Annotated in this window: 20 protein-coding genes and 1 pseudogene; 14 read left to right on the top strand and 7 right to left on the bottom strand. The window is 72.6% G+C overall.

The window, feature by feature from the left end; all coding sequences use genetic code 11:
- Window positions 1-53: 53 nt before the first annotated feature.
- Window positions 54-1,814, top strand: coding sequence for a malto-oligosyltrehalose trehalohydrolase (gene treZ, locus ACWCPW_RS35685; protein ID WP_449765717.1), 1,761 nt, complete (start codon window positions 54-56; stop codon window positions 1,812-1,814).
- A 58-nt stretch (window positions 1,815-1,872) separates the two neighbouring features.
- Here the strand turns inward: treZ and ACWCPW_RS35680 are convergent, their stop codons facing one another.
- The gene (locus ACWCPW_RS35680) at window positions 1,873-2,712 is read right to left on the bottom strand and encodes a PPK2 family polyphosphate kinase (RefSeq protein ID WP_449765790.1); all 840 of its coding nucleotides are present in this window, start codon (window positions 2,710-2,712) and stop codon (window positions 1,873-1,875) included.
- Window positions 2,713-3,478: 766 nt separating this feature from the next.
- Entirely contained in the window at window positions 3,479-4,525 is a 1,047-nt protein-coding gene (zapE, locus tag ACWCPW_RS35675; protein ID WP_449765789.1) for a cell division protein ZapE, read from the bottom strand.
- Window positions 4,526-4,556: 31 nt separating this feature from the next.
- On the opposite strand from zapE, the gene ACWCPW_RS35670 reads away from it, so the two are divergent.
- From ACWCPW_RS35670 to ACWCPW_RS35645, 6 genes and pseudogenes are all read left to right on the top strand, one after another.
- Window positions 4,557-5,297 (top strand): pyrimidine reductase family protein, encoded by a 741-nt coding sequence (locus ACWCPW_RS35670; RefSeq protein WP_449765716.1) that lies wholly within the window; start codon window positions 4,557-4,559, stop codon window positions 5,295-5,297.
- 174 nt (window positions 5,298-5,471) lie between these two features.
- Window positions 5,472-5,948: an indole-3-glycerol phosphate synthase gene (locus ACWCPW_RS35665; protein WP_449765715.1), complete on the top strand. Its 477-nt coding sequence runs from the start codon at window positions 5,472-5,474 to the stop codon at window positions 5,946-5,948.
- Between the two features lie 61 nt (window positions 5,949-6,009).
- A complete protein-coding gene (gene murC / locus ACWCPW_RS35660) occupies window positions 6,010-7,434 on the top strand; it encodes a UDP-N-acetylmuramate--L-alanine ligase (protein WP_449765714.1) in 1,425 nt (474 codons plus the stop codon).
- Between the two features lie 87 nt (window positions 7,435-7,521).
- Window positions 7,522-7,932 carry a peptide-methionine (R)-S-oxide reductase MsrB gene (gene msrB, locus ACWCPW_RS35655; RefSeq protein ID WP_449765713.1) on the top strand — a complete coding sequence of 137 codons (411 nt, stop codon included), beginning with the start codon at window positions 7,522-7,524 and terminating at the stop codon, window positions 7,930-7,932.
- A 157-nt stretch (window positions 7,933-8,089) separates the two neighbouring features.
- Entirely contained in the window at window positions 8,090-8,965 is an 876-nt protein-coding gene (locus tag ACWCPW_RS35650) for a TIGR04222 domain-containing membrane protein (RefSeq protein ID WP_449765712.1), read from the top strand.
- Between the two features lie 96 nt (window positions 8,966-9,061).
- Window positions 9,062-10,266, top strand: a pseudogene (locus ACWCPW_RS35645) (DUF692 domain-containing protein).
- A 548-nt stretch (window positions 10,267-10,814) separates the two neighbouring features.
- On the opposite strand, the gene hemQ reads toward ACWCPW_RS35645, so the two are convergent.
- Together hemQ and hemG are read right to left on the bottom strand one after the other, a co-directional pair.
- A complete protein-coding gene (hemQ, locus tag ACWCPW_RS35640) occupies window positions 10,815-11,612 on the bottom strand; it encodes a hydrogen peroxide-dependent heme synthase (protein WP_449765711.1) in 798 nt (265 codons plus the stop codon).
- Between the two features lie 30 nt (window positions 11,613-11,642).
- On the bottom strand, window positions 11,643-13,157 hold the full coding sequence (hemG, locus tag ACWCPW_RS35635) for a protoporphyrinogen oxidase (protein ID WP_449765710.1): 1,515 nt from the start codon (window positions 13,155-13,157) through the stop codon (window positions 11,643-11,645).
- 24 nt (window positions 13,158-13,181) lie between these two features.
- Here hemG and ACWCPW_RS35630 point away from each other — a divergent pair, with 24 nt between their 5' ends.
- Window positions 13,182-14,246, top strand: a complete 1,065-nt coding sequence (locus ACWCPW_RS35630) for a DUF4349 domain-containing protein (protein WP_449765709.1) — start codon at window positions 13,182-13,184, stop codon at window positions 14,244-14,246.
- A 60-nt stretch (window positions 14,247-14,306) separates the two neighbouring features.
- Here the strand turns inward: ACWCPW_RS35630 and hemE are convergent, their stop codons facing one another.
- Entirely contained in the window at window positions 14,307-15,371 is a 1,065-nt protein-coding gene (hemE, locus tag ACWCPW_RS35625) for a uroporphyrinogen decarboxylase (protein ID WP_449765708.1), read from the bottom strand.
- A 93-nt stretch (window positions 15,372-15,464) separates the two neighbouring features.
- Between hemE and ACWCPW_RS35620 the strand changes: the two genes are divergently transcribed.
- The 4 genes from ACWCPW_RS35620 to efeU all read left to right on the top strand — a co-directional run bounded on the left by ACWCPW_RS35620 (window position 15,465) and on the right by efeU (window position 19,593).
- Window positions 15,465-16,061: a DUF3000 domain-containing protein gene (locus ACWCPW_RS35620; protein ID WP_395859780.1), complete on the top strand. Its 597-nt coding sequence runs from the start codon at window positions 15,465-15,467 to the stop codon at window positions 16,059-16,061.
- A gap of 179 nt (window positions 16,062-16,240) precedes the next feature.
- The gene (locus ACWCPW_RS35615) at window positions 16,241-16,909 is read left to right on the top strand and encodes a response regulator transcription factor (RefSeq protein WP_078974877.1); all 669 of its coding nucleotides are present in this window, start codon (window positions 16,241-16,243) and stop codon (window positions 16,907-16,909) included.
- Between the two features lie 350 nt (window positions 16,910-17,259).
- Window positions 17,260-18,537 (top strand): HRDC domain-containing protein, encoded by a 1,278-nt coding sequence (locus ACWCPW_RS35610; RefSeq protein WP_449765707.1) that lies wholly within the window; start codon window positions 17,260-17,262, stop codon window positions 18,535-18,537.
- Window positions 18,538-18,741: 204 nt separating this feature from the next.
- On the top strand, window positions 18,742-19,593 hold the full coding sequence (efeU, locus tag ACWCPW_RS35605; protein WP_449765706.1) for an iron uptake transporter permease EfeU: 852 nt from the start codon (window positions 18,742-18,744) through the stop codon (window positions 19,591-19,593).
- Window positions 19,594-19,722: 129 nt separating this feature from the next.
- On the opposite strand, the gene efeB is transcribed toward efeU, so the two are convergent.
- Both efeB and efeO read right to left on the bottom strand, forming a co-directional pair.
- The gene (gene efeB / locus ACWCPW_RS35600; RefSeq protein WP_449765705.1) at window positions 19,723-21,000 is read right to left on the bottom strand and encodes an iron uptake transporter deferrochelatase/peroxidase subunit; all 1,278 of its coding nucleotides are present in this window, start codon (window positions 20,998-21,000) and stop codon (window positions 19,723-19,725) included.
- Between the two features lie 166 nt (window positions 21,001-21,166).
- Window positions 21,167-22,303 (bottom strand): iron uptake system protein EfeO, encoded by a 1,137-nt coding sequence (efeO, locus tag ACWCPW_RS35595; RefSeq protein WP_449765704.1) that lies wholly within the window; start codon window positions 22,301-22,303, stop codon window positions 21,167-21,169.
- A 464-nt stretch (window positions 22,304-22,767) separates the two neighbouring features.
- On the opposite strand from efeO, the gene ACWCPW_RS35590 reads away from it, so the two are divergent.
- A complete protein-coding gene (locus ACWCPW_RS35590; protein ID WP_449765703.1) occupies window positions 22,768-23,994 on the top strand; it encodes a thiolase family protein in 1,227 nt (408 codons plus the stop codon).
- Complete coding sequence (locus ACWCPW_RS35585; protein ID WP_449765702.1) at window positions 23,991-26,126, top strand: 3-hydroxyacyl-CoA dehydrogenase NAD-binding domain-containing protein; 2,136 nt, start codon at window positions 23,991-23,993, stop codon at window positions 26,124-26,126. The genes ACWCPW_RS35590 and ACWCPW_RS35585 overlap by 4 nt, the downstream gene beginning before the upstream one ends.
- The last annotated feature ends 350 nt before the right edge of the window (window positions 26,127-26,476 follow it).

The following is a 26,476-nucleotide window of genomic DNA, read 5'->3' as shown; positions in this document are numbered from 1 at the left end:
CCGCCACCCGTCGCCACGTTCGCCCGCACGTTCCCGGAAAGGACACAACCATCGTGGTCAGGTTCGAGGTCTGGGCTCCGAAAGCGTCGTCCCTCGACGTCGTCGTCGACGGCCGGCGCAAGCCGATGCGGGACGCGAACCGGCCCGGGTGGTGGCAGGCGGACGTGCCGGCCGCGGTGCACGGGAGCGACTACGCGTTCGTGATCGACGGCAGCACACCGCTGCCCGATCCGCGCTCGCCGTGGCAACCCCAGGGTCCGGACGGCCCGAGCCGGGTGGTGGACCACGCCGCGTACGCGTGGGCCGACCAGGCCTGGACCGGCCGGCCGCTGCCCGGCGCGGTGGTCTACGAGCTGCACATCGGCACCTTCACCGTCGAGGGCACCTTCGCGGCGGCGATCGAGCGGCTCGGGCACCTGGTCGACCTGGGCGTCACGCACGTCGAGGTGATGCCCGTGTCCGCCTTCCCGGGCAAACACGGGTGGGGCTACGACGGCGTGTGCCCCTGGGCGGTGCACGAGCCCTACGGCGGCCCGGAGGGCCTCAAGCGCTTCGTGGACGCCTGCCACAACCACGGCCTGGGCGTGATCCTGGACGTGGTGCACAACCACCTGGGGCCGTCCGGGAACCACCTGCCGCGCTTCGGGCCCTACTTCACCGACCGCTACAAGACGCCGTGGGGCTGGGCGGTCAACCTGGACGGCCCCGGCTCCGACGAGGTGCGCGCCTACCTGGTCGCCAGCGCGCTGATGTGGCTGCGCGACTATCACGTGGACGGGCTGCGGCTGGACGCGGTGCACGCGCTCGCGGACAACCGCGCGGTGCCCTTCCTCGAGGAGTTGTCCGAGGCGGTGGACAAGCTCGCCGCCTCGACCGGCCGGCCGCTGTTCCTGATCGCCGAGTCGGACCTGAACGACCCGCGCGTGGTCACCCCGCGCGAGAGCGGCGGGATGGGCGTCCAGGCCCAGTGGAGCGACGACTTCCACCACGCGCTGCACTCCCTGCTCACCGGCGAACGGCAGGGCTACTACGGCGACTTCGGGTCCATGGGCACGCTCGCCAAGACGCTCACCCGGGTCTGGCTGCACGACGGCACGTGGTCCTCGTTCCGCGAGCGCACGCACGGCCGCCCGGTGCCGACCTCGCGGATGCCCGCGTACCGCTTCCTGGGCTACCTGCAAACCCACGACCAGGTCGGCAACCGGGCCACCGGCGACCGGATCTCGGCCACGCTGCCGCCGGCGCTGCTGGCCGCGGGCGCGGCGCTGGTGCTGACCTCGCCGTTCACCCCGATGTTGTTCATGGGCGAGGAGTGGGGCGCGTCCACGCCGTGGCAGTACTTCACCGACCACACCGATCCCGCGCTGGCGGAGGCGGTGCGGGGCGGGCGCCGCGCCGAGTTCGCCTCGCACGGCTGGGACGCCGCGCAGATCCCGGACCCGCAGTCGCCACAGACCGTGCGCGACTCGTGCCTGGACTGGGACGAGCGCGAGCGCGCCCCGCACGCGGCACTGCTGGCCTGGTACAAGCGGCTGATCGCGCTGCGCCGGGAGTGGGAGAACCTGACCGATCCGGACCTGACCCGGGTGCAGGTCAGCTTCGAGGAGACCGCCGGCTGGCTGATGGTGCACCGGGGCGCGTTCCGTACGGCGGTCAACCTCGCCGAGCAGCCCGCGACGCTGCCGATGGGCACCGGAGCGGCCGAGATCGTCGCGGCCTGGGACGACCGCGCGGAGATCCGCCGGGGCCTGGTCGGCACCACGCTGCGCCTGCCCGCGACCTCGGTCGCGGTGGTACGCGTGGGGTCACGCTAGAACCGTCGGCGTGCGCGCGGGTCGTCCCGGATCCGATCCGACCCGCGCGCGATCGTGCTCACGTGTCGAGCAGCCGCTTGCGCTCCGCCTCGACGTCGAAGGTGCCCGGCGGGTACCGCGGGTCCACCTCGGTGAGGTGCTCCAGCAGCAGCCGGCTGATCGCCCAGTTGCGGTACCACTTGCGATCCGAGGGGACCACGTACCAGGGAGCCGCGTCGAGGTCGCACTTCTCCAACGCCGCTTCGTAGGCCGCTCGGTACTGCGGCCACACCGCGCGCTCGTCGATGTCCGCCGGGTTGAACTTCCAGTGCTTGTCCGGGTTGTCCAGCCGCGCGAGCAGGCGCACCTTCTGCTCCTCGGGCGAGATGTGCAGAAAGACCTTGACCACGGTCACCTCGTCCTTGGCCAGCCCCTGCTCGAACCGGTTGATCGCGCCGTAGCGGCGCGCCCACACCTGCCGCGGGACCAGGTTGCGCACGCGCGCGATCAGCACGTCCTCGTAGTGCGAGCGGTCGAACACACCGATCAGACCGGGTCCCGGCAGGTGGTTGCGGATCCGCCACAGGAACGGGTGCCCGAGCTCTTCCTCGGTCGGCGCCTTGAACGCGTGGATGTGGCAGCCGGACGGGTTGAACTGGCCGATCACGTGCTTGACCGTGCCGCCCTTGCCGGAGGTGTCCATGCCCTGGACCACCAGCAACACCCGGCGCCGCGCACCGCCGGCCACTGCCTGCGCGTACAACTTCTCCTGGAGTTCGGCCAGTCGCGGGCCCATCGCGGCGATGTCGGCCAGCGCGTCCGCCTTGTCGCCGGTGAAGGCCGGGGTCGCGCGCGGGTCGATCGTGCTCAGGTCGACGGGGCCGCCGGTCGGGCGCAGCGCGGCCCGGACGGACGGTATGTCGGTCCGGGGACGATCGGGGACGTGGACGGGCCGCTCGGCGACGACCCGAAGCCGGGGCGGCCCGGCCGCGGGCTCGACGGCGTTCGGGGCCTCGGCCCGCTCCTCGACGAGCGTCTCGAGTTCGACCGCTTCGAGCCCGACCGCCGCCGGGCCGCCCGCTTCGAGCCCACCGGATTCGAGCCCACCCGTGGGGAAGCCGAGTGCCTCGGCGGCGGCGCGCTCGGCCTCGGCCCGCTCGGCCGCCTGCTTGGCGGCCTTCTTCGCGCGCTTCCCGGCCGCCTTCGCGGCCTCGGCCGCCTCGGCCGCTTCGCGCTCGGCCGCGGCCTCCCGGGCCTTGGCGGCCTTCTTGTCCGCCTTGCGGGCCGCCTTGGCCTGCTCGGCAAGGCGCTCACGCTCGGCCTTCAGCGCCTTCTCGGCCTTCGTGGCCTTCGGGGCCTTCGGGGCCTTTGTGGCTTCGGCAGGCTTACCGGCCTTCTGCGTCTTCTCGGCCTTCGGCACCTTGGCACCCTTGGCGCCCTTGGCGGCAGCCTTGGCCGCCTTCGCGGCGGTCCTGCCCTCCGGTGTCTCGCCCAAGCCCACCGGGGCTTGCCCCTTCGAGTCCCGGTCGGCCCTGCCGGCACTCTTGCGTTCGGCCTTCTTCGCCATGCGTTGCCTCCGCGTCGTCGGGACCCGGCTCCGATGATGCCTCACCCGCATACCGGTCGCCCACGGACAACACCCGCGCGGCGCACGGCCGATCCCGGGCCTCACGCGGCGGCTTCGGTCAGTGCGTCGGGACGCGCCCCGCGCCGTCGCGCGCCATCGCCACCAGGCGCGATACCGCGCGCAGGTACTTCTTGCGATAGCCGCCGGCCAGCATCTCCTCGGTGAACAACTCGTCGAACGGCACACCCGAGGCGACGATCGGCAGTTCCCGGTCGTACATCCGGTCCGCGAGCACCACCAGGCGCAGCGCGGTCGCCTGGTCCCCGACCGGGCGCACACCACGCCAGAAGATCCCGGTGACGCCGTCGAGCATCGCGCCGTAGCGGCTGGGGTGCACGCCGGCCAGGTGGGCGAGCAGATCGGGGAAGTCGTCGAGCGCGGCGCCGTCGGGCGCAACCTCGGCAGCAGCGCCGACCATGTCGTCCTCGACCGGCGTGGGCGCGGCGGGCAGGCCGCGGTGCCGGTAGTCCTCGCCGTCGATGCGCAGCGCCTCGAAGCGCGCGGACAGTCCCTGTATCTCGCGCATGAAGTCCTGCGCGGCGAATCGCCCCTCGCCGAGCTTGTCCGGCAGCGTGTTCGAGGTCGCGGCCAGCTTGACGCCCGCGTCGGCCAGCTTGCCGAGCAGCGTGGAGACCAGGACGGTGTCGCCCGGGTCGTCCAGCTCGAACTCGTCGATGCACAACAACCGGTGCCCGGACAGCGCCTCGACGGTGTGGCGGAAGCCCAGCGCACCGACCAGGTTGGTCAGCTCGACGAACGTGCACAGCGACTTGGGCCCGGGGGCGGCGTGCCACAGGGACGCGAGCAGGTGCGTCTTGCCGACGCCGTAACCGCCGTCGAGGTAGATCCCGCTCGGGCCGGTCACCCGCTCGCGGCGGAACCAGCGTCGCTTCCCGTTCCCGCCGTCGCCGTTGAGCTCGGCGGCGAACCGCTCCAGGCGCACCACGGCCGCGGCCTGCCCGGGCTGGTTCGGATCGGGGATGTAGGTATCGAAGCGCACGTCGCCGAAGCGCGGCGGCGGAACCATCTCGGCGACGAGACGGTCGGCGGGGACGCTGGGCTGACGCCGGGTGAGCGACACGACGTGGGGCACGGACACGATCATCAAGCCTACGACGCGTGCAAAACTCGGTCGCATGCGCCGTCTCCTTCCTGTGCCCAGCGCCCCCGCCGAGCCCGACGTCGACCTCGTCGAGGCGTACGCCTATCCGCCCGGTCGGACCTGGCTGCGGGCGAACATGGTGGCCAGCCTGGACGGCGCCGCACAGGCCCCCGACGGCCTGTCGGCGGGCCTGTCCTCACCGGCGGACAAGCGCGTGTTCGGCGTGCTGCGCGGACTGGCCGACGTGATCGTGGTGGGCGCGTCCACGGTGCGCAACGAGGGCTATCGGCCGCCGCGGCCCAAGCCCGCCTACGCCGCCGCGCGGGCCGCCGCCGGGCAGCTCCCGGCACCGGTGATCGCGGTCGTCTCGCGCAGCCTGGCCATCGACTTCACCAGCCCGCTGTTCACCGAGGCGATCACCCCGACCATCGTGATCACCTGCGAGAACGCCCGGCCGGAGGGCCTGGCGGCGGCGGCCGAGTACGGCGACGTGCTCCGGGCCGGACGGGACGGAGTGGACTTCGCGAGCGCCCTGGACGCGCTGGCCGCGCGCGGGCTGACCCGCCAGCTCACCGAGGGCGGTCCGCACGTACTGGCCCAGATCGCCGCGTGCGGTCGGCTGGACGAGCTGTGCCTGACCGTGAGCCCGCTGCTGACCGCGGGCCCCTCCGATCGCATCCTGGCGGGCCCCGGACTGACCGGCGGGTTGTCGATGCGCCCGATCTCGCTGCTGGAGGAGGACGGGTCGCTGTTCGCCCGCTACGTCCGCCCCTGAGTGATCGTCCCGGGCGTCCCCGGGCACTCCCGAGTGGTCGCAGGCGGTAGCGGAGCGGTCACCGGGCGGTCGCGGGGCGGTCGCCCATCGGGAGAGTGGGAGGGTGGTCTCCCGGGCAGACGGGGCTCAGACACCGGCCCGGCGGCCGGCTCACGTGGATCAAGGGAGTGTTGCGTGTACACGATCGTGCTGCTCGTCGAAAAGGTCCTGAACGAGGCGGACGTCAAGTTCGTGACCAGCCTGCACGAGGGCGTCGAGACCTCCTTCGTGGTGGTCCTGCCCGGCAAGGCCGACCATCGCAAGCTGCTCCAGGCGCTGGACGACGTGGCGCTGGTCCGGCTGGACGAGGCCGCCGAGGACATCGAGGACCGGCCCGGCCCGGACGACGGCGCGAACGCGGCCCGGCGCACCCTGGAGGCGAGCGTGGCGGCGCTGCGCGCGATCGGCGCGAACGCGGTCGGCGAGACCACCCCCGGGCGCGACCCGCTGGACACGCTCAAGCAGATCGTCGAGCGGCACGACGCCGACGAGGTGATCGTGCTCACCGACCCGCACTTCATCGAAGAGGTCTTCCACCGCGATTGGGCCTCGCGCGCCCGGCAGAACGTGGGTGTCCCGGTGCTCAAGCTCTTCGCACACGATCTGGGCTGACACAATCGCGGGGAGCCCGCGCCGAACCGCTCGGGTCCCACGACCCGAAGGAGCCCGCTTCATGGCACCCCCCGCCGAGCCCGTCGACCTCGGCAGCCCGTTCTTCGTCGGCATCGGTGGCGCCGGCATGTCCGGGCTCGCCAAGATCCTCGCGATCCGCGGGGCACGGGTGTCCGGCAGCGACGCCAAGGACTCCACGCAGGTGCTCGCGCTGCGCCAGCTCGGCTGCGCGGTGCACGTGGGGCACGACGCGGCCAACGTCGCCGACGACGTGACCTGTGTGGTCGTGTCGTCCGCGATCCGCGAGAGCAACCCCGAACTGGTGGTCGCCCGCGAGCGCGGCATCCCGATCGTGCACCGCGCGGACGCGCTCGCGCGGCTGATGGACGGGCGCCGCTCGGTGGCCGTCGCCGGCACGCACGGCAAGACCACCACGACCAGCATGCTCGCGGTCGGCCTGACCTCGCTGGGTCTGGACCCGTCCTTCGCGATCGGCGCCGACCTCAACGAGGCGGGCAGCAACGCGCATCACGGCTCCGGCAACATCTTCGTGGCCGAGGCGGACGAGAGCGATCGCAGCTTTCACAAGTACGCGCCCGAGGTAGCCGTCGTCCTCAACGTCGAGTTGGACCACCACGCCAACTACGGCTCGCTGGAGGACGTCCTGGAGGCGTTCGAGATCTTCGCCGCCCGGATCGTGCCCGGCGGCACCCTGGTGCTGTCCGCCGACGACGCCGGCGCGCTCACCCTGCGCGAGCGGCTCGCGGTGTCCCTGCCGGCGCTGAACGTGGTCACCGTCGGCGAGCGCGAGAACGCGGACCTGCGCCTGGTGGAGATCGAGTCGCTCGGTCTGAGCAGCCGGGTCACCGTGCGCGGCAAGGCCGCCGGCGGCGAGCTGGGCTTCACCGTCGCGGTGCCCGGCCGGCACAACGCCTCCAACGCGGTGATGGCGCTCGCGGTCGGCCTGGCGCTGGGCGTCGAGCCGCAGCGGATGGCCGAGGGTCTGGGCAACTACCAGGGCGTGCGCCGCCGCTTCCAGCTCAAGGGCGAGGAGAGCGGCATCCGGGTGATCGACTCGTACGCGCACCACCCCACCGAGATCGCCGCCGACCTGGCCACCGCGCGCGGCGCGGTGGGCGCCGGCCGGGTGATCGCGGTCTACCAGCCGCACCTGTTCAGCCGCACACAGCAGCTCGGCGTCGAGATGGGCCGCGCGCTGGCCGCCGCCGACATCGCGGTGGTGATGGACATCTACGCCGCCCGCGAGGACCCGCAGCCCGGCGTGACCAGCAACATCATCGCGCACGCCGCGCTGGACAACGGCGGCTTGGTGCGCACCGAGCACAGTTGGTCCGACGTCGCGGGTTCGGTGGCCGGCCTGGCCCGGCCCGGCGACCTGATCCTGACCATGGGCGCGGGCGACGTCACGCTGCTCGGCCCGGAGATCCTGGACGCGATCCGCGACCGCGCCAACGCCCCGCGCTGAGCCCCGGCCTGCCCGGGTCGGGCATCCCGCGGTGCCGCGACGTCCCCGAGGGGAACGTCGCGGCACCGTTGCGTGTTGGATGTGAACATGGCCTACGAAATCGAGAAGACCGACGACCAGTGGCGGGCCGAGCTGTCCCCCGAGGAGTTCCGGGTGCTGCGCCGGGCGGGCACCGAGCGCGCCTGGACGGGCGAGTACACCGAGACCAAGACGACCGGCGTCTACCGCTGTCGGGCGTGCCGGGCCGAGCTGTTCCGCTCCGACACCAAGTTCGACAGCCACTGCGGGTGGCCGTCCTTCTACGCGCCGCTGGCCGAGGACCGGGTCGAGTACATCGAGGACTCCTCGATGGGCATGACCCGTGTCGAGGTGCGCTGCAAGAGCTGCGGCTCGCATCTGGGACACGTCTTCGAGGGCGAGGGCTACGGGACGCCGACCGACCAGCGCTACTGCATCAACTCCATCTCGCTGACCCTGGAACCCGACCCGGCGGTCTGACCCGCGCCGCCGCGGCCTTCCCGGCCGCGGCACCGTCCTCGTCCTCGTCCTCGTCGGCGGGGGTCGCGCGCGGCGCGCGTCAAACGTGCTTTCGGGCGGTGCGGCAAAGGTCACATCGCCCCACACGGACCGTGTTCGTCCGCTAAGCCTGGGGACCATGAATCCGTGGTTGCCACCCCTCGCGTACTCGGTCTGGACGGCGCTCGTGCTCGGCGTCGCCATCGGGTCCGCCCGGCGCGGCGGCCGGCGGGCGAACAAACGGCGCCTGGCCGAACTGGGTCCGACCGAGTACGCGTTCCTGTCCGGCGGCGCGGCCCGCGCGGCCGACGTGTCGATCCTGCTCCTGCTCGGCACCGAGGGCCTGCACGTGAGCCGGGACGGGCAGGTGGTCGCCGCCCGCACACCCGAGCCGGGCGCGGCGCCGGACGCGCCGCTGCGGGTGCTGGACGAGGAGTACGGCGGCCTGCCGCTGCGCGAACTGCGCGCGCGGGTGGCCGCGTCGGCGGAGATCCAGGCGATCGGCGCCTCGCTGTTCGCGGACGGCCTGGTCGCGCCGCCGGACGCGCGGGCGCGCCGACTGCCCCGCTGGGCGCTGTTCGCGACCATCCCGCTGGGCGTGGCCACCGCCGTGGCGGGCTTCGTGGGCGCCGACGACGGGACGGCGAGCGCGCTGCCGTGGGTGGGCCTGCTGCTCGCGGTGATCGGTGTCCAGGCCTGCGTCGCGGGCCTGCTGCTGCTCGGCGTGTTCGGTGAGCGGGTGGTGCCCACCGCGCCGACCGCGCGCCGGCTGATCCGGGTGCGCCGGGACGAGGCGGCGGTGGCGGCGCTGGGCGCCGACGGGATCGGCGCGGTCGCGCTGTGGGGCCTGGACCGCTTCCCCGACCCGGTGGTCAAGCAGATCTTCCGCCGCAACGCGCCCGCCCCCGGCAACCGGGACCCGGACTCGGCGTGGTGCGGCAGCACGTCCTGCGCGTCCCCGCAGGGCGCCCGGGCGGGCTCCTGCGGCGGCACCGCGGACGGCTGCGGCGGGTAGCGCCCGACCGGGGTTCCCGCCCGGGGATCGCGGCACCGGGCGAACCGAGGGAACTCCGCCTGTTTCGGACCGGGACGGGCCCGTCATGCTGGGCGTATGCGGACAGCGGTGGGAATCGGATGGCGGCCGGAGATCGACCTGACCGTCGAGCGCCTGGCCGGCGTCGACTTCGTCGAGGTGGTCGCCGAGAACGTGTGTGCGGGGCACCTGCCGGAGTCGTTGCGGGTGTTGCGCGCGCGGGGCGTGGAGGTGATCCCGCACGGGGTCGGCCTCGGACTCGCGGGCGCGGACCGGCCCGACCCGGCGCGACTGGCCCGTCTGGCGGAGGTCGCCGACGCGCTGGGTTCGCCGCTGGTCAGCGAACACCTGGCGTTCGTGCGCGCGGGCGGCATGGAGGCCGGCCACCTGCTGCCCGCGCCGATGACCCGGGACGCACTCGAAGTGGTCGTGGAGAACGTGCGGATCGCCCAGGAGTCGCTGCCGGTCCCACTCGCCCTGGAGAACCCGGCGACGCTGCTGTGCTGGCCCGGCAACGAGATGAGCGAGGCGCGGTTCCTGACCGAACTGGTCGAGCGCACCGGCGTGCGCCTGCTGATCGACGTCGCCAACCTGCACACCGAGCGGGTCAATCACGACCTGGACCCGGCCGCCGCGCTGGCCGAACTGCCGCTGGAGGCGGTCGAGTACGTGCACGTCGCCGGTGGCGTCGAGCGCGGTGGCCTGTGGCACGACACGCACGCGCACCCGGTGACCGCGCCGATCCTCGAAGTGCTGGAGATGTTGTGCGCGCTGCGCCCGCCGCCGCGCGTGTTGCTGGAGCGCGATTCCGACTTCCCGCCGGCCGGCGAGATGGCCGCCGAACTGGCCGCGATCCGCGCGGTGGTCGAGCGTGCGGCGGTGCGCTCGTGAGCGCGCGCGAGCGGCTGGCCCGGCAGCAGAGCGAGTTGCTCGCGGCGCTGGTCGCGGGCGGGCCCACGCCGGCCGGCTTCGATCCGGACCGGGTGCGCGCACAGGCCCGCGCGCTGGCCGCCAAGCGGCGCGACTCGGCGCTGCGCGCGGTGCCCGAATTGGCGACGGCCCTGGGCCCGCGCTGGCCGGGCGAGTTCATCACGTGGGCCTTGGTGCACCCGAAGCCGGCGGACGGCGGCACCCGCGCGGACGTGCACGCCTTCGCGGCCCACCTGTGGGAGCGGGACGCGCTGCCGGCCGCGCTGGCCGGGGTGTTCATCGCGCGCGAGCCGTCCCGGTGGGGCCGGGTGCGCGCGCGGCTGGGACGTCGCCCGTGGACGCGCGACGGATAGCTGACGGACGGGCACATACGGGCAGGCATCACGCACAGGGGGTGGGCATCGTGGCTTGGCTCTTCGCGCTACCGGTGATCTTCGTCGTCGCGCTCTGGATCGCGGTCGCCGTGCTGATCCGGCGAGCGACCCGGCTGCGGATGCGCCGCACATTCGGCCGGCCGTACGGGCCCGGCGGCGGGTGGCCGCCCGGCGGCTCGCCGTTCGGCCCCGGCCCTGGTTCCGGCCCGCCTCCCGGCCAGTGGTTGCCGGGCACGCCCCCGTTCGACGGATACGGCCCGCACCACCCGCACGGGCACCACCAGCACGGCCCCGACTGGCAGGGCCACCACACGCACGGCCACCACGCCTCGTGCGGCGGGAACTCCTCGTGCGGCGGGAGCGGGGGCTCCTCGTGTTCGAGCGGCTCGTCCTGTTCGAGCGGATCCTCGTGCTCCGGCGGGTCCTCGTGTTCGAGCGGGTCCTCGTGTTCGAGTAGCTCGTCCTAGGTACGGGCTCCCCGGGGCGGTCGGGCCGATCGTGCCGCCCGACCGCCGCACGGGGGTGGCTCAGGCCAGACCGGCGAGCAGCTCGCCGACCGGGTGCCGGCGACCGGTGTAGAACGGCACCTCCTCGCGCACGTGCCGACGGGTCTCCGAACCGCGCAGGTGTCGCATCAGGTCGACGATGCGGTGCAGGTCGTCGGCCTCGAAGGCCAGGATCCACTCGTAGTCGCCGAGCGCGAACGAGGGCACCGTGTTGGCCCGCACGTCCGGGAAGCCGCGCGCCATCTTCCCGTGCTCCGCGAGCAGCCGACGACGCTCGTCGTCCTCCAGCAGGTACCACTCGTACGAGCGCACGAACGGGTACACCGCGACGTAGTCGCGCGGGGTCTCGTCGGCCAGGAAGGCCGGGATGTGGCTCTTGTTGAACTCGGCCGGGCGGTGCAGCGCCATGTTCGACCACACCGGCTCCAGCAGCCGCCCCAGCCCGGTGCGACGGAAGCGGTTGTACGCCTCCTGGAGCGAGTCCGAGTCCTCGGCGTGCCACCAGATCATGATGTCCGCGTCGGCGCGCAGGCCGGAGACGTCGTAGGTACCGCGCACCACGACGTCCTTGTCCAGCAGTTGCTCGAACAGTTGCTCGACCTCGCCGGCCAGGCCGGCCCGGCCGCCGGGCAACGGCTCACGGAGCCGGAAGACCGACCACATCGTGTACCTGATCACCTGGTTGAGGTCGCGGGCCTTGCGGCGCGCCGGCGTGGGGGCGCCCTCGGCCTCCAGGACGTCGTCGGTGAGCGCGGCCTCGATCACGGCTGCGGCGGCGTCGACCGGTTCCGGGGTGTTCTCCGCGGTGCTTTGCGTCATGGTTCGATTCTCCCTCCCCGGTGTCCGGGCTCAGCGCACGGGGCGCGCGAGCGGCTTCCCGAGCTGCGCCAGCACGTCGGCCGCGGCCGACGTCGCGCTCGCCACACACGCCGGAATGCCCACGCCCTCGTACACCGCGCCGCACACCGCGAGCCGGGGCAGCCGCTCCACCGCGTCGCGTACGCACGCGATCCGACCGAGATGGCCCACCGCATACTGCGGCAGCCCCCCGCCCCAGCGGGTGACCGACGCGTCGATCGGCTCGGCCATCGGCCCGATCGCGTCGCGCAGGTCGGCGAGCGAGTCGGCGACCAGGTCCGCGTCCTCGCGTTGCAGCACGGCCTCCTCGCCGGCCCGCCCGAGCGAGGTGCGCAGCACGAACGTCTCCGGGTCCGCGTCGGCGATCCAGCCCCACTTGTTGGACGCGAAGGTGCTCGCCTTGATCCGCCGGCCGTCGATCGGCGGGACCAGGAACCCGCTGCCCTCGGGCACCGCGGCCAGGTCGGCGCGCCGGAACGCGAGGGTGACCAGGGCCATTCCGGCGTACTCGATGGAGGACAGTTCGACCGCCGCGACCGTCGAGTGCGGGCGCAGCAGCCGGGCGGCGGGCGCGGCCGGCACCGCGAGCACCACGGCGTCCGCCTCGACCGGCACCGGCGCGTCGGTCGGTCCGGTGACCAGCCGCCAGCCGGTCGGCGTGCGCTCCAGCTCGCGCACCGTGGTCCGGGTCCGGATCTCGCCGCGCCCGGTCGCCACCACCGCGCCCGCGACCGCGACCGGCAAGCGCCCGACGCCACCTCGGATGCCCATGAACACCGGGCCGCCCGGTCGCTGCGCGGCCTGCTCCAGCAGCCCGCGCACACCCGCGACCAGCGACCCGCCGCCGCGCGCGAACGGGAGCAGTTGCGGGACCGCCGCGGCCAGCGAGATGTCGTAGGAGTTGCCCGCGTACACCCCGCCCAGCAGCGGCTCGACCAGCCGGTCCACCACCTCGTGGCCGACCCGCTCGGCGACGTAGCGGCCCACCGAGACGTCGTCCTCGTAGCGGTGCGGCGCCAGCGCGTGGTCCAGCGGGATCCGGGCCAGGCCCGCGGGCGACAACACCCCGCTCGCGGCCAGTGGTTCCAGGTCGCCGGGCACGCCCATCACGTGCCCGCGCGGCATCGGCCGCAACGCGCCGCGCGTCCAAAGCGACGCGGTCGCGGTGCTCGGCGGGCGCAGGTCCGCGGCCAGACCGACCTCGCGCGCGAGGTCGATCGACTCGGTGCGCCGGGCCAGCATCGACTCGGCGCCCTCGTCCACCGCGACGCCGGCGATCGTACCGACGCGCAGCTTGCCGCCGACCCGGGCGGAGCCCTCGAGCACCGTGACGGTCAGCCCCGGACCGCCGTCCCGGAGCAGAACCCAGGCGGCCGTGAGACCGGCGATTCCGCCACCCACGACGACGACATGACGACCGTTTTCCACCGGCGAACTGTCCACACCGCACCTTCTCACGAGCGTTGTCCCGGGCACGGAACCGGTCGCGGGTCGACACCGTCCCATCACCGACCTCGAGGGGGGACCCGGATGAGCGCACGACACGCGAGACGCACAGGACCGGTGCTCGCGACCGCGGTGGCCGCGGTGCTGGCGGTGGGCGGATGCAGCGGCGACGGTTCGGGCGACAAGGACCGCTCCGGATCCGGATCCAAGCCGGCGGCGGGCGCAGCGGAGGCGGCACCCGCGGCGCCCGGCGGCAAGACCGCCCCGAGCCCGGCCGTCGACCCGGCCGCCGGGCAGCGCAAGGTGGTGCTGACCGGCGACCTGCGGGTACGGGTGCCCGACCTCGATCGCGCCACCGCCGAGGCACAGGCCGTCGCCCGGGCACGCGGCGGCCTGGTCACCGACGAACGCACCACCCGCTCGAGCGATCGGGACGCGAGCAGGACGGACACCGCGACCACCACGCTCACCCTCAAGGTCCCGCCGGCCGAGTTCGACCGGGCGTTGGACGAGCTGAGTCGGATCGGCAAGGTGCTCAATCGGCAGCGCACCGCCAAGGACGTCACCGACGAGGTCGTGGACGTGAACAGTCGGATCGAATCGCAGCGCCGCAGCGTGGAGCGCACCAGACAACTGATGGACAGGGCCGCCACGATCGCCGACATCGTGACCCTGGAGAGCGAGCTGACCCGCCGCGAGGCGGACCTGGAGTCGCTGCTCAAGCGGCAGCAGGCGCTCACCGCGCAGACCGACCTGTCGACGATCACGATCACGATCGGCAGCGACCCGAAACAGGCGGCGGCCGAACCCGAGGACGACGACGGCTTCACCGGCGCGATCGGCGACGCGTGGTCGGCGGGCTGGCACGGCCTCGCCGGCACCGGCCGGGTGATCGCGATCGTGCTGGCCGCGGTCTTCCCGTTCGCGCTGATCCTGGTCGCGGTGTGGCTGCTCGACCGCTTCACGGGCCGACGACTGCGCCGGCTGCGCCCCCGGCACCGCACCCGCAACCCGGCACCGGCCTGGCTCGGCCCGTCCGCGCCGACCCCGCCGACTCCGCCGAATCCATCGACTGCGCCGATCGCGTCCGCCGACCCCGAGCCGCCGACCCCCACCACCCCGCAGGAGCCGCCCGAGCCGCGACCGTAGCCGCCTCGCGAGCGCCGGCCGAGGTCGCCTCGACCCCGCCGGCGCTCGACGCGAGCGCCCCTACCGCGCGCTGACCTCGTGCACGTGCGCCACGATGCGCGTGAGCACCTCGGGGTCGGTGTTCGGCAGGACGCCGTGCCCGAGGTTGAAGATGTGCCCCTCGGCCGCGCGGCCGGCGGCGAGCACCTCGTCGGTCTTGGTGCGCACCGCCTCCCACGGCGCGAACACCACCGCCGAGTCCAGGTTGCCCTGCAGCGCCTTGCCCGGCCCCACCCGGACCGCCGCCTCGTCCAGCGGAATGCGCCAGTCGACGCCGACCACGTCGGCCCCGGCCTCGCCGAACATGCGCAGCAGTTCCCCGGTGCCGACGCCGAAGTGGATCCGCGGCACGCCGTAGTGCTCCACCGAGGCCAACACCTTCGTGCTGGCCGGCAGCACCGACGCCCGGTAGTCGGCGGCGGACAGCGCGCCGGCCCACGAGTCGAACAGTTGGATCGCCGACGCGCCCGCCTCGATCTGCACCTTCAGGAACGCCGAGGTGATCTGCGCGAGCCGGTCCACCAGGTCGGCCCAAAGCTGCGGGTCGCCGTACATCAGCGCCTTGGTGCGCTCGTGGTTCTTCGACGGACCGCCCTCGACGAGGTAGCTCGCCAGGGTGAACGGCGCGCCGGCGAAGCCGATCAGCGGTGTGCCGCCGAGCTCGCCGACGAGTTGGCCGACCGCCTCGGTGATGTAGGGGACGTCCTCCGGCGTCAGGTCGCGCAACTGCGCGAGGTCGGCGCGCGAGCGGATCGGGTTCGCGACCACGGGGCCGACGCCGGGCTTGATGTCGAGGTCGACGCCGATCGCCTTGAGCGGAACGACGATGTCGCTGAAGAAGATCGCCGCGTCCACGCCGTGCCGGCGCACCGGTTGCAGGGTGATCTCGGTGACCATGTCCGGCAGCATGCACGATTCGAGCATCGCGGTGCCCTCGCGCAGCTTGCGGTACTCGGGCAGCGAACGACCCGCCTGGCGCATGAACCACACCGGGGTGTGCGGGACGGGTTCACGTCGGCAGGCCCGCAGGAAGGCCGAGTCTCGGACGGTGGCGTGCGGAAGGCTCGTTTCGGTCACATCCGCCATCGTCCCAGACGCACCCGGACGGCCCAGACCGAGCACCCCCGCCCGGCGCGTCGCCCGGGCCTGGCGACCCCGGCGCGGCCTAGGCTGCCAGGCATGGCAGCAGTCGGCGAGACCGAGGAGCCCGAGGAGTTCCGGCAGGCGCTGGCCGGCTGGCGGACCGCGATCCTGCGCCCGGAGATCGTCCTGGAGGAGATGTCCCGGCCGCGCGGCCTGGCCCCCTTCTCCGCGGCGTTCGCGGCCGAGGTGGCCCTGGGCGAGGACGAGGACGAACTGGCGGGCGGGCGGATCGTGCTGCTGCACGACCCGGCGGGCCACGAGGCATGGGAGGGAACGTTCCGCGTGGTCACCATGACGCGCGCCGAACTCGAACCCGAGCTGGCCATGGACCCGCTGCTGCCCGAGGTCGGCTGGACCTGGCTGACCGAGTCGCTGCACGCCGTCGGCGCCGCCTATCGGGCCCCCAGCGGCACCGTCAGCCGCAGTACGTCGCAGGGCTTCGGCGGGCTCTCCGGGCAGATCGCCCGCACCGAGATCGAGGTACGGGCGTCCTGGACGCCGGCCGACGACGAGCTGTTGCCGCACCTGCTGGCGTGGACCGAACTCATGTGCACGTGCGCGGGTTTGCCGCCGGTGGTTTCCGGCGAGGGGGTCGTGGCCATACCGCGCCGGCCCTCGCGGCCCGGTTCCTGACACGCCGGGTCCGCACCACGAGACCTCGCGGTCACACACCCGGGTCAACGTCGCATAACGGATTTGGATCTTCCTCTAAAGGCGAGCGCCATATGTGCCGAAGGACAGGGTGACCACCCCGAAGGAGTAGCTGGTCGGGCCGCTTCTTCGGGAATCGCGATCACTGCGCAGGAGGCCCGGTGTCGGTACTTCTCGATCACCCTGCAAACCTGCTTGCCTACCGTCCTTCCAAGCCCACGGCAATGGTTGTCGTCGCGGACCCCCGGGTTCGTGACGCGGTCATCCGCCACCTGTGGGCCCTCGGTGTACGCGACGTCGTCGGGGCGTCGACCATCGCCGAGGCTCGATCCCGTGCCGGCACGCCGCGCGACCTGTGTGTCGCCGACGTGCACCTGCCGGACGGCTCCGGACTCACGCTTCTCACCGAGATGCGCGCGTCCGGTTGGCCGAACGGCTTGGCACTCTCCGCAGCCGACGACATCGGTGCCGTCCGTTCCGCGCTTGCCGCGGGCGTTCGGGGCTACGTCGTGACCGGCGCGCGAGCGGGACTGAACCCTGGACACGCACGGCAAGCGGGAATGCACCACGGGATGCCCCAGGCAAACCGCATGCGTCCGTCGGAACAGCGCGGGACGGAGCCCGGCTCCGGCGTCCGGGAGCTTTCGGCGCGCGAGATCGAGGTCCTGCGCCTCGTCGCGGAGGGCCGGTCCAACAAGGCGATCGGCCAGGCGATGGGCCTGTCGGCGCTGACGGTCAAGAGCCATCTCGCCCGCATCGCCCGCAAGATGGGCACGGGCGACCGTGCCGGCATGGTGGCCCTCGCGTTGCGGGCGGGCATCATCAGCTGACGCAGGTCGGCGAGCATCAGGACACCTCATCAGGTACAGGCCAATCCCGGCGGGTGGACCCACCCGCCGGGATTCGGCATGTGGTGCCGCCCCCGAGGCCGCCGTCCCGCCTCCGAGAGATGTGGCGCCGCTCCCGAGGCCGCCGTCCCGCCCCCGAGAGATGTGGCGCCGCTCCCGAGGCGTGCGGTGCCGCCTCCGGGTCGGCGGGCCGATTCCGGCGCCCCGGCACGTCCCGGATATTTCGCGCCGGCTGATTTTGTGCGGTTTCCACCCGCCGTACACCCCCCGTGGCGCGCCCACCTTGGCGGGGACCTGCCCGATCGGGTGGACGGGCGGGTTATTTTGGTGGGGTGACCGACGCCTCCTTCGAAACCTCATCCGAACTTCCGGCGCCGGTCCCCCCGGCGCCGGTCCCTCTACTGGCACCTCGTGAGGGCGTGCCGCCGGTCGTGGCGGATCCGCGGGCGCTCGCCGAGACCGTCGCCGCCTTCGCCGCCGGAGCGGGACCGGTCGCCGTCGACGCCGAACGGGCGTCGGGCTATCGCTACGGACAACGCGCGTATCTGATCCAACTGCGTCGAGCCGGCGCGGGCAGCGCCCTGGTCGACCCCGCGGCGTGTCCGGACCTGTCCGAGTTGGGCGCGGCCATCGTCGACGCCGAATGGGTCCTGCACGCGGCCTCCCAGGATCTGCCGTGCCTGGCCGAGGTCGGCATGGTGCCGCGACGGATCTTCGACACCGAGCTGGCCGGCCGGTTGGCCGCCTTCCCCCGGGTGGGACTGGGCGCGATGGTCGAGACCGTGCTCGGCTTCTCGCTGGAGAAGGGGCACTCGGCGGTGGACTGGTCCACCCGCCCGCTGCCCGAGCCGTGGCTGCGTTACGCGGCGCTGGACGTCGAGGTGCTGATCGAGCTGCGCGACGAGCTCGAGGCCGTCCTGACCGAGCAGGGCAAGCTGGACTGGGCCCTGCAGGAGTTCGCCGCGATCGCCGCCGCGCCGCCGCCGGCGCCTCGGGTGGACCCGTGGCGGCGCACGTCCGGGCTGCACCGCGTGCGGCGGCGCCGACAGCTCGCGATCGTGCGCTCGCTGTGGCTGGCGCGGGACGCCATCGCACGCCAGAAGGACGTCTCGCCGGGTCGGGTCATCCCGGACGGCGCGATCGTCGAGGCCGCGCTCGCCGGACCCGCCTCGGTGGCCGCGCTGCTCGCGCTGCCCGGCTTCACCGGTCGCGACAGCCGGCGTCAGGCCGGGGTGTGGCTGGCCGCGATCGAGCAGGCCCGGGCGCTGCCCGAGATCGAACTGCCGATGTCCACGTTGCCGCACGAGGGCCCGCCGCCGGCCCGGGCGTGGACGGACAAGGACCCGGCCGCCGCGGAGCGCCTGACCGCCGCCAAGACGGCCGTGGCGGCCATCGCGGACGAGCACACGCTGCCCACCGAGAACCTGCTCGCGCCGGACTACGTGCGCCGGCTCGCCTGGGCCCCGCCCGCGGCCCCCACCGCCGACGCGGTCGGCGACGCACTGCGCGCGTTCGGTGCCCGGTCCTGGCAGATCGGCCTGACCGCGCACGCGCTGTCCGGCGCGTTCCTGCGACTGGCCGCGCACGCCGCCAACGGCACGAGCGCCTGACGGCTGCCGCTGTACGGCCGCACCGGGCGCGCCCCGCCCGGTGCGCGCCCGGCGTCGAGCCTCGCCCGGCGTCGGCCCGCCGCCCGGGTGTGTTTCGACACCCTTACCGGGGCTTTGCTTTGCCCGCATTGACGCCGGATCCGCCTGGTGGTTTGGTTAGCCTCGCCTAAATTTCAACATTTGTTCGAGCCGGTGGAGTGGCCTGTGTTCGCCAACTATCTGATTGGCCTGCGCGAGGGCCTGGAGGCGGCTCTCGTGGTCAGCATCCTGATCGCCTATCTCGTCAAGAGCGAACGCCGGGACGCGCTGCCCGCGGTCTGGCTCGGGGTCGGCGCCGCCGTGGCGCTGAGCGTCGGGCTCGAGGCCACGCTGGAGCTGACCTCGGCCGAGATGACGTTCAAGCAGCAGGAGTTGTTCGGCGGGTCGTTGTCGATCCTCGCGGTGCTGCTGGTCACCTGGATGATCTTCTGGATGCGGCGCACCTCGCACGCGCTCAAGGCGCAGTTGCAGGGTCGGCTCGACCAGGCGCTCGCGATGGGCACCGGCGCACTGGTGACCACCGCGTTCCTGTCCGTGGGCCGCGAGGGCCTGGAGACCGCGGTGATCGTGTGGGGCACCGCGCGCTCCACCGGCGAGAACACCGACCCGATGATCGGCGTCGCCCTCGGTCTGGCCACCGCCGTCGTCCTGGGCTACCTCTTCTACGCCGGCGCCGTCCGGATCAACCTCGCGAAATTCTTCCTCTGGACCGGCGCCGGCCTCGTCGTCGTCGCCGCCGGCGTCCTCGCCTACGGCGTCCACGACCTCCAGGAGGCCGACTTCGTCCCCGGCCTCAACAACCGCGCCTTCGACATCACCGACACCGTCCCCCCGGACAGCTGGTACGGCACCCTCCTCAAGGGCATCCTCAACTTCCAGCCCGACCCCACCGTCCTGCAGATCACCGTCTGGCTCGCGTATCTGGTCCCCGTGATGGCCCTGTTCCTCTTCCTCCCCAAGGGCGACGGCAGGAGCAGGACACCGGCGGCCGCCCGGGAGACCCCGGCCACCGCCTGAGCATCGGCCGCACCACCGCGAAGGGCCCGATCCGCACCTCGGATCGGGCCCTTCGCGCCAACGCCCACAGGACGGCGTGGCAAGCCGGGACACGTACCGCGCGCGGTGGCGTGGCACGGCCGCCGCGCGTCAGCCGAACAGCGCCTTCCCCCAGTGGTCGCCCGCGCCGCGCACCCCGCCGGGACACGCGAACAGGGCCGAACCCACGTGCTGGATGTACTCGTTCATCGTGTCGTTGGCCGCGAGGTGCTGCTGGAGTGGGATGAAGCCCTTACGCGGGTCGCGCTGGTAGGCCAGGAAGAACAGGCCCGCCTCGAGCCGGCCGAGCCCGTCCGAGCCGTCCACGAACGAGTAGCCGCGGCGCAGGATGGTCGCGCCGTTGTTGGAGTCGGGGTGCGACAGCCGTACGTGCGAGTTCTCCGGCAGCGCCTTGAGCGGGACCACGTCGTGTTCGCCGGTCGCGCCGTGCGGCGCGCCGACGCCCTTGGACCGGCCGATGATGTCCTGCTGCTCCTGGAGCGAGGTCCGGTCCCAGGTCTCGATGTGCATCCGGATCCGGCGGGCGACCAGGTAGGACCCGCCGCTCATCCAGTCCGGACCCTCGCCGGCCGGCACCCACACGTGCTCGCGCAGTCGGTCGGTCTCGGTGCCGGCGATGTTGCGGGTGCCGTCCTTGAAGCCGAACAGGTTGCGCGGCGTCATCGCCTCGGGCGTGGTCGAGGAGGTCTTGCCGAAGCCCAACTGGGACCAGCGCACCGACACCACGCCGAAGCCGATCCTGGCCAGGTTGCGGATCGCGTGCACCGCCACCTGCGGATCGTCCGAGCAGGCCTGCACGGCGATGTCGCCGCCGGAGCGCTGCGGGTCGAGCTTGTCGCCGGGGAACACGGGCAGTTCGGCGAGTGCCTCGGGCTTCCTCGCGGCGATCCCGAACCGGTCCTTGCCGTCCTTGGTGAACAGCGAGGGCCCGAACCCGACGGTGAGCGTGAGGTTGTTCGGCGGCAACCCGACCGCCTCGCCGGTGTCGTCCGGCGGCGACTCGGGGACGCCGCTGTCCGCGCCGGTCCCGATCGCCTTCCCGGCGGTCATCGCGGCCGCGGCGGCGGTCCACTGCCGGAGCATCCGGACCAGCTTGGCGCGGTCGTCGGTGATCACGTCGAACACGCAGAAGTGCAGACGGTCCTGGACCGGGGTGGCGATGCCCGCCTGGTTGACGCCGTGGAAGTCCACCGCGCCCAGCGGTTCGGCGGCCGACGTGTCGTCGATCCCGGTGACCGCGGTGGCCACCCCGCCGGCCGTCGCGGCACCGACCACGAGCGCGCCGCCGGTCCAGCCCAGCAGGGCCCGTCGACTGAAACCGTCACCCGACGGCTCGACCGTCTCGGTACCGTGCTCGATCTCGGTCATGGGCCCTCCCTATGGACGTTTGTTGCGACCGGACGTCGTGCCGCGGCCGGACGTGTTGCGAGCGGACGTTTTCGGTACGGCCATACGTTTCGCTACGCCCGCCGTTTCGGCGCGGCCGGCCGCTTCGGGTACGGCCGGCCGGCTTCGTACGGCCGGCCGGTTCGGGCTAGGCGACGACGCCGGCCAGCTTCGACAGCGGCTCGCCGAGCGCGTTGACCGCGTCCGACAGTTCCTTGCGCTTGGCCTCGTCGACGGTGTCGTAGGAGACGTAGCCCTCGCCCTGCTTGTACTTGAAGAGCAGGCCCTGGATCTTGGCGAACTCGCCGTCGAGGGTGCCGGCCAGCGCCGCGTCCTTCTCCGCCACGAACGGCTTGAGCAGGTCGAACGCCTTCTTCGCGCCGTCCACGTTGCCCACGAAGTCCCACAGGTCGGTGTGGCTGAACGCCTCTTCCTCACCGGTGACCTTGCCGGTCGCCACCTCGTCGAGCAGTTCCTTGGCACCGTTGGCGATCGAGGTCGGGGTGATCTCGGCCGTACCGACCTTCGACTGCAGCGTCTTGAGGTCGGCCAGCAGACGGTCGGCGTAGCCCTTGTCCTGGTCGGTGATCTGCCCGGTCGTCCACAACGTCTTCTCGATCCGGTGCCAGCCGGACCACTCCTGCCCCGGCTCCAGGTCCGCCTCGCGGGCGTCCATCTGCGGGTCGAGGTCACCGAAGCTCTCCGCCACCGGCTCGATGGTCTCCCAGCCCAGGCGCGACTTCGGGTAGAGGTCCTTGGCCTTGGCCACGTCGCCGGCCTTGACCGCGTTCACGAACTCGGTGGCGATCGGCAACATCCGGTCCACCGTCTCGGTGGTGAACGCGCGGTAGTGCGCGACGGCCGTGGCGAGTCGCGGATCGACCGGCTTGTCGGCGGGGGTACCGGCGACCGTGATCGTCTGCCGGATTCCGTCGCCCTTCATGCCCGGCTTGCAGGCGACCTCGTACTTGCCGGCCTTGATCTCGAAGGTCAGCGTCGCCGACGTGCCGGGGCCGATGTTCTCCCGCTCGGTGACGATCCGGTCGCCCTGCGCGTAGACGTAGAGCTCGGTGACCTGGCTGCCCTTGTTGGTCACCTTGATGCTGTTCTTGCCCGCCGGCCAGTCCTTCTTCGCGACGTCGCACGACTTGTCCTTCGCGGTGACCTTGACCGCGTCGCCGGAGGAGGAGTCGTCACCGCCGCACGCGGTGAGTGCGAGCGGGAGCGCGAGCAACAGTCCGGTACCCAGCACGCGGGCGGCGGGGCGGCGACGGACGACAGACATGGACTCTCCCGGGGACGAGACAGAGCGAAGACGGGTCGAGGCCCGGCACAGGGACTGCGTGGGAATGCGTCGGACCGGCCGCGGCGGGACCACCGAGCCGAACACGCATACACAAAACGGACGTTCAAATACTGATGGAAGGCAGTTATTAGGCAAGGCTAACCAAGCCTAGGCTTGGCTTATTTTGTCAGCCGAATGCACCCACACAGTCAAGTCGGGGTAAAGGCCCGCGCCGGCGAAAGTGGATCACGTCACGTCGCCCGCGCGACTGCCGCTCGGCCCGACCCCCACCCCTGGCCACACGGCCGGATCCCGCTCGCGGCGCGGCCCGCGACGGCCCGCGACGCCCCGGACGGGACGGCCGGCGTGACACGTCGGTGACCGGAATGGAGCCGAGGGCTAGGACCATTGGTTACTCATGAGTAGCATGGGGCCCGTACCCATCGCAGGAGGAGTGTGCGCTCGTGCCTCGTAACGTCCGGGACGTCGTGTTCGTAGACGGCGTCCGTACCCCCTTCGGCAAGGCCGGCCCCAAGGGCATCTACCACGAGACGCGAGCCGACGACCTCGTCATCGCGTGTATCCGTGAGCTGATGCGCCGCAACCCGTCGCTGCCGCCGGCCCGCGTGGACGAGGTCGCCATCGCGGCCACCACGCAGATCGGCGACCAGGGCCTGACCATCGGCCGCACCGCGGCGCTGCTCGCGGGTCTGCCGCGTGAGGTGCCCGGCTACTCGATCGACCGCATGTGCGCGGGCGCGATGACCGCGGTCACCACGGCCGCCGGCGGCATCGCGTTCGGCGCCTACGACGTCGTGGTCGCGGGCGGTGTCGAGCACATGGGCCGCCACCCCATGGGCGAGGGCGCCGACCCGAACCCGCGGATCATCTCCGAGCAGCTCGTGGACCCGTCCGCGCTGGTCATGGGCAACACCGCGGAGAACATCCACGACCGCTTCCCGCAGCTCACCAAGGAGCGCGCGGACAAGTTCGCCGTCGGCAGCCAGGAGAAGGCCGCCAAGGCGTACGCCGACAACAAGATCCAGCCGGACCTGGTGCCGGTCGCGGCCCGCTCGGTCGAGCAGGGCTGGGGCCTGTCGAGCGTGGACGAGCCGATGCGCCCGCGCACCACGCTCGAGGGCCTCGGCGCGCTGAAGACCCCGTTCCGTCCGCACGGCCGGGTCACCGCGGGCAACGCGGCCGGCCTCAACGACGGCGCGACCGCGTGTCTGCTCGCCTCCGAGGACGCCGCGCGCGAGCTGGGCCTGCCGATCAAGATGCGGCTCGTGCAGTTCGCCTTCGCCGGCGTCGAGCCCGAGGTGATGGGCATCGGCCCGGTCCCGGCCACCGAGAAGGCGCTGGAGCGCGCCGGCCTCACCATCGAGGACATCGGCCTGTTCGAGCTGAACGAGGCGTTCGCGGTCCAGGTGTTGTCCTTCCTGGACCACTACAAGATCGCCGACGACGACCCGCGCGTGAACAAGTACGGCGGCGCGATCGCCTTCGGCCACCCGCTCGCCTCGTCCGGCGTGCGCCTGATGACGCAGCTCGCGCGCCAGTTCGAGGAGCACCCCGAGGTCCGCTACGGCCTGACCTCGATGTGCATCGGGCTCGGCATGGGCGGCACCGTCATCTGGGAGAACCCGAACTGGACCGCGAACACCGCGAACTCCGAGGGGAACGACAAGTGAGCGACCTGACCCGACTGGCCGCCGAGGTCTTCCCGGACGAGCTGGTCTCGCACTTCCCCGTACGCGTGCTCGATCTCCCGGGCGGCGCGGGCAGGTTCGCGCTGATCACGATCGACAACGGCTTCGACCACACCAAGCCGAACACGTTCGGCCCGGCCGGTCTGGGCGAGTTGAACGGTGCGATCGACAAGGTCGAGGCATTGGCGGCGGCGGGCGAGATCGTCGCGGCGGGCGTGACCGGCAAGCCGTTCATCTTCGCGGTCGGCGCCGACCTCAAGGGCGTCGAGAAGGTCGGCCTGCGCGAGCACGCGCACGCCATCGGCAAGGCCGGCCACGACACCTTCAAGCGGCTGACCACGCTGTCGGTGCCCACGTTCGCGTTCTACAACGGCGCGGCGATGGGCGGCGGCGTCGAGATCGGTCTGGCCTGCACGTACCGCACCATCTCCACCGCGGTGCCGGCCTTCTCGCTGCCCGAGTGCTTCCTGGGTCTGGTCCCCGGCTGGGGCGGCTGCGTACTGCTGCCGAACCTGGTCGGCCCGGACAACGCGGTCACCGTGATCATCGAGAACGCGCTGAACCAGAACCGGCAGCTCAACGGCCCCAAGGCGTTCAAGCTCGGGATCGCGGACGCGCTGGTGGACTCGGCCGACTTCCTGGCCCAGTCGCTGGTGTGGGCGGGCAAGGTCGTCTCCGGCGAGATCGTGGTCGAGCGGCCGGAGATCGACCGCGGCGCCGGTTGGGACGCGGCGGTCGCCCGAGGTCGCGAGATCGCCGACTCGAAGGTGCACGGAGCCTCCCCCGCGCCGTATCGCGCGCTGGAGATCATCGACGCCGCGCGTTCGGCCCGGTTCGGCGACGTCGCCTCCCTCCAGGCCGGCTTCGACGCCGAGGACGACGCGCTCGCCGACCTGATCATGGGCGACGAACTGCGCGCGGGGCTGTACTCGTTCAACCTGATCCAAAAGCGCGCCAAGCGCCCGGCCGGCGCCCCCGACCGGCAGCTCGCGCGCCCGGTCACCAAGGTCGGCGTGGTCGGCGCCGGGCTGATGGCCTCGCAGCTCGCGCTGCTGTTCGCGCGTCGCCTGCGGGTGCCGGTCGTGCTGACCGACATCGATCAGGAGCGGGTGGACAAGGGCGTCGGCTACGTGCACGCCGAGGTCGACAAGCTGCTGCTCAAGAAGCGGATCTCGGCGGACGCCGCGAACCGGCTCAAGGCGCTGGTGACCGGCTCGCTGACCAAGGACGCGTTCGCGGACGCCGACTTCGTGATCGAGGCCGTGTTCGAGGAGATGTCGGTCAAGCAGCAGGTGTTCGCCGAGGTCGAGGCCGTGGTCTCGCCGACCTGCATCCTGGCCACCAACACCTCGTCGTTGTCGATCACCGAGATGGCCTCGAAGCTGGCGCACCCCGAGCGGGTCGTGGGCTTCCACTTCTTCAACCCGGTCGCGGTCCTGCCGCTCCTGGAGATCGTGCGCGCGGAGCAGACCGACGACGGTGCGCTCGCCACCGCCTTCGCCGTCTCCAAGCAGCTCAAGAAGACCTCGGTCCTGGTCAAGGACGCCCCGGCGTTCGTGGTCAACCGCATCCTCACCCGCTTCCTGGGCGAGGTGCTGGCCGCGGTGGACGAGGGCACCCCGATCGAGATCGCCGACAACGCGCTGGCCCCGCTGGGCCTGCCGATGTCCCCGATGGTCCTGCTCGAACTCGTCGGCCCGGCGATCGCCGCGCACGTCGGCGAGACCCTGCACACGGCCTTCCCGGACCGCTTCGGCGTCTCGCCCAACCTCGAGCGGGTGGTCAAGGCCGGGAAGCGCTCCTTCCTGACCTGGGCCTCGGGCGCCCAGGAGGTCGACCCCGAGGTCGCCGCGCTGCTGCAGGTGGGCGACTCCCCCTCCACGGAGGAGCAGGTCCGCGACCGCGCGTTGGCGGCCCTGGCCGACGAGATCAACCGCATGCTCGAAGAGGGCGTCGTCGCCGCCCCGCAGGACATCGACCTGTGCATGATCACCGGCGCCGGTTGGCCCTTCCACCTGGGCGGCATCACGCCGTACCTGGACCGCGCCGGCGTCAGCGAGAAAACCCTCGGCAAGCGCTTCCTCCCGGCGGGCGTGGCTTCGGTGCCGCGGTAGTACTCGTGGTGCGGGAGGAGCGGTGGTGCGTCGCGGTGGTGCGTGGCGGTCGCCTTCGGGTGGTGCGTCGCGGTCGTCGGGTCGTGCGTCGCGGTCGTATTCGCGGTCGTGCTTCGCGTTGAGCGAGCGATAGTGGTTCGCGGCGTGCGAGCGGTGGTGCTTCGCGCCGAGTGAGCGGTAACGCTTCGCGACGTGGGAAGGGGGCGGCTCCGGTGTGCGAGTCGCCCCCTTTCGCATGCCCGGTGGTCGGGTGGTCGGGTGGTCGGGTGGTCGGTGGATGGGCGATGGACGGATGGGCTGCCTGGTGAACGGGCGGCCTGTGGGCCCGGCGGCCGAGTCCGGGTCGGGGC

The organism is Embleya sp. NPDC001921, from assembly GCF_053594475.1.
Note: the sequence above shows the minus strand (reverse complement) of the source record. Positions and strands in the feature narration are given on the sequence as shown.

Bases quoted from the DNA above. Each gene is read 5' to 3' on its own strand.
- zapE (WP_449765789.1), bottom strand. From the start codon at position 4,525: ATGATCGTGTCCGTGCCCCACGTCGTGTCGCTCACCCGGCGTCAGCCC.
- ACWCPW_RS35670 (WP_449765716.1), top strand. From the start codon at position 4,557: ATGCGCCGTCTCCTTCCTGTGCCCAGCGCCCCCGCCGAGCCCGACGTC.
- murC (WP_449765714.1), top strand. From the start codon at position 6,010: ATGGCACCCCCCGCCGAGCCCGTCGACCTCGGCAGCCCGTTCTTCGTC.
- msrB (WP_449765713.1), top strand. From the start codon at position 7,522: ATGGCCTACGAAATCGAGAAGACCGACGACCAGTGGCGGGCCGAGCTG.
- ACWCPW_RS35650 (WP_449765712.1), top strand. From the start codon at position 8,090: ATGAATCCGTGGTTGCCACCCCTCGCGTACTCGGTCTGGACGGCGCTC.
- hemQ (WP_449765711.1), bottom strand. From the start codon at position 11,612: ATGACGCAAAGCACCGCGGAGAACACCCCGGAACCGGTCGACGCCGCC.
- hemG (WP_449765710.1), bottom strand. From the start codon at position 13,157: ATGGGACGGTGTCGACCCGCGACCGGTTCCGTGCCCGGGACAACGCTC.
- ACWCPW_RS35630 (WP_449765709.1), top strand. From the start codon at position 13,182: ATGAGCGCACGACACGCGAGACGCACAGGACCGGTGCTCGCGACCGCG.
- hemE (WP_449765708.1), bottom strand. From the start codon at position 15,371: ATGGCGGATGTGACCGAAACGAGCCTTCCGCACGCCACCGTCCGAGAC.
- ACWCPW_RS35620 (WP_395859780.1), top strand. From the start codon at position 15,465: ATGGCAGCAGTCGGCGAGACCGAGGAGCCCGAGGAGTTCCGGCAGGCG.
- efeB (WP_449765705.1), bottom strand. From the start codon at position 21,000: ATGACCGAGATCGAGCACGGTACCGAGACGGTCGAGCCGTCGGGTGAC.
- efeO (WP_449765704.1), bottom strand. From the start codon at position 22,303: ATGTCTGTCGTCCGTCGCCGCCCCGCCGCCCGCGTGCTGGGTACCGGA.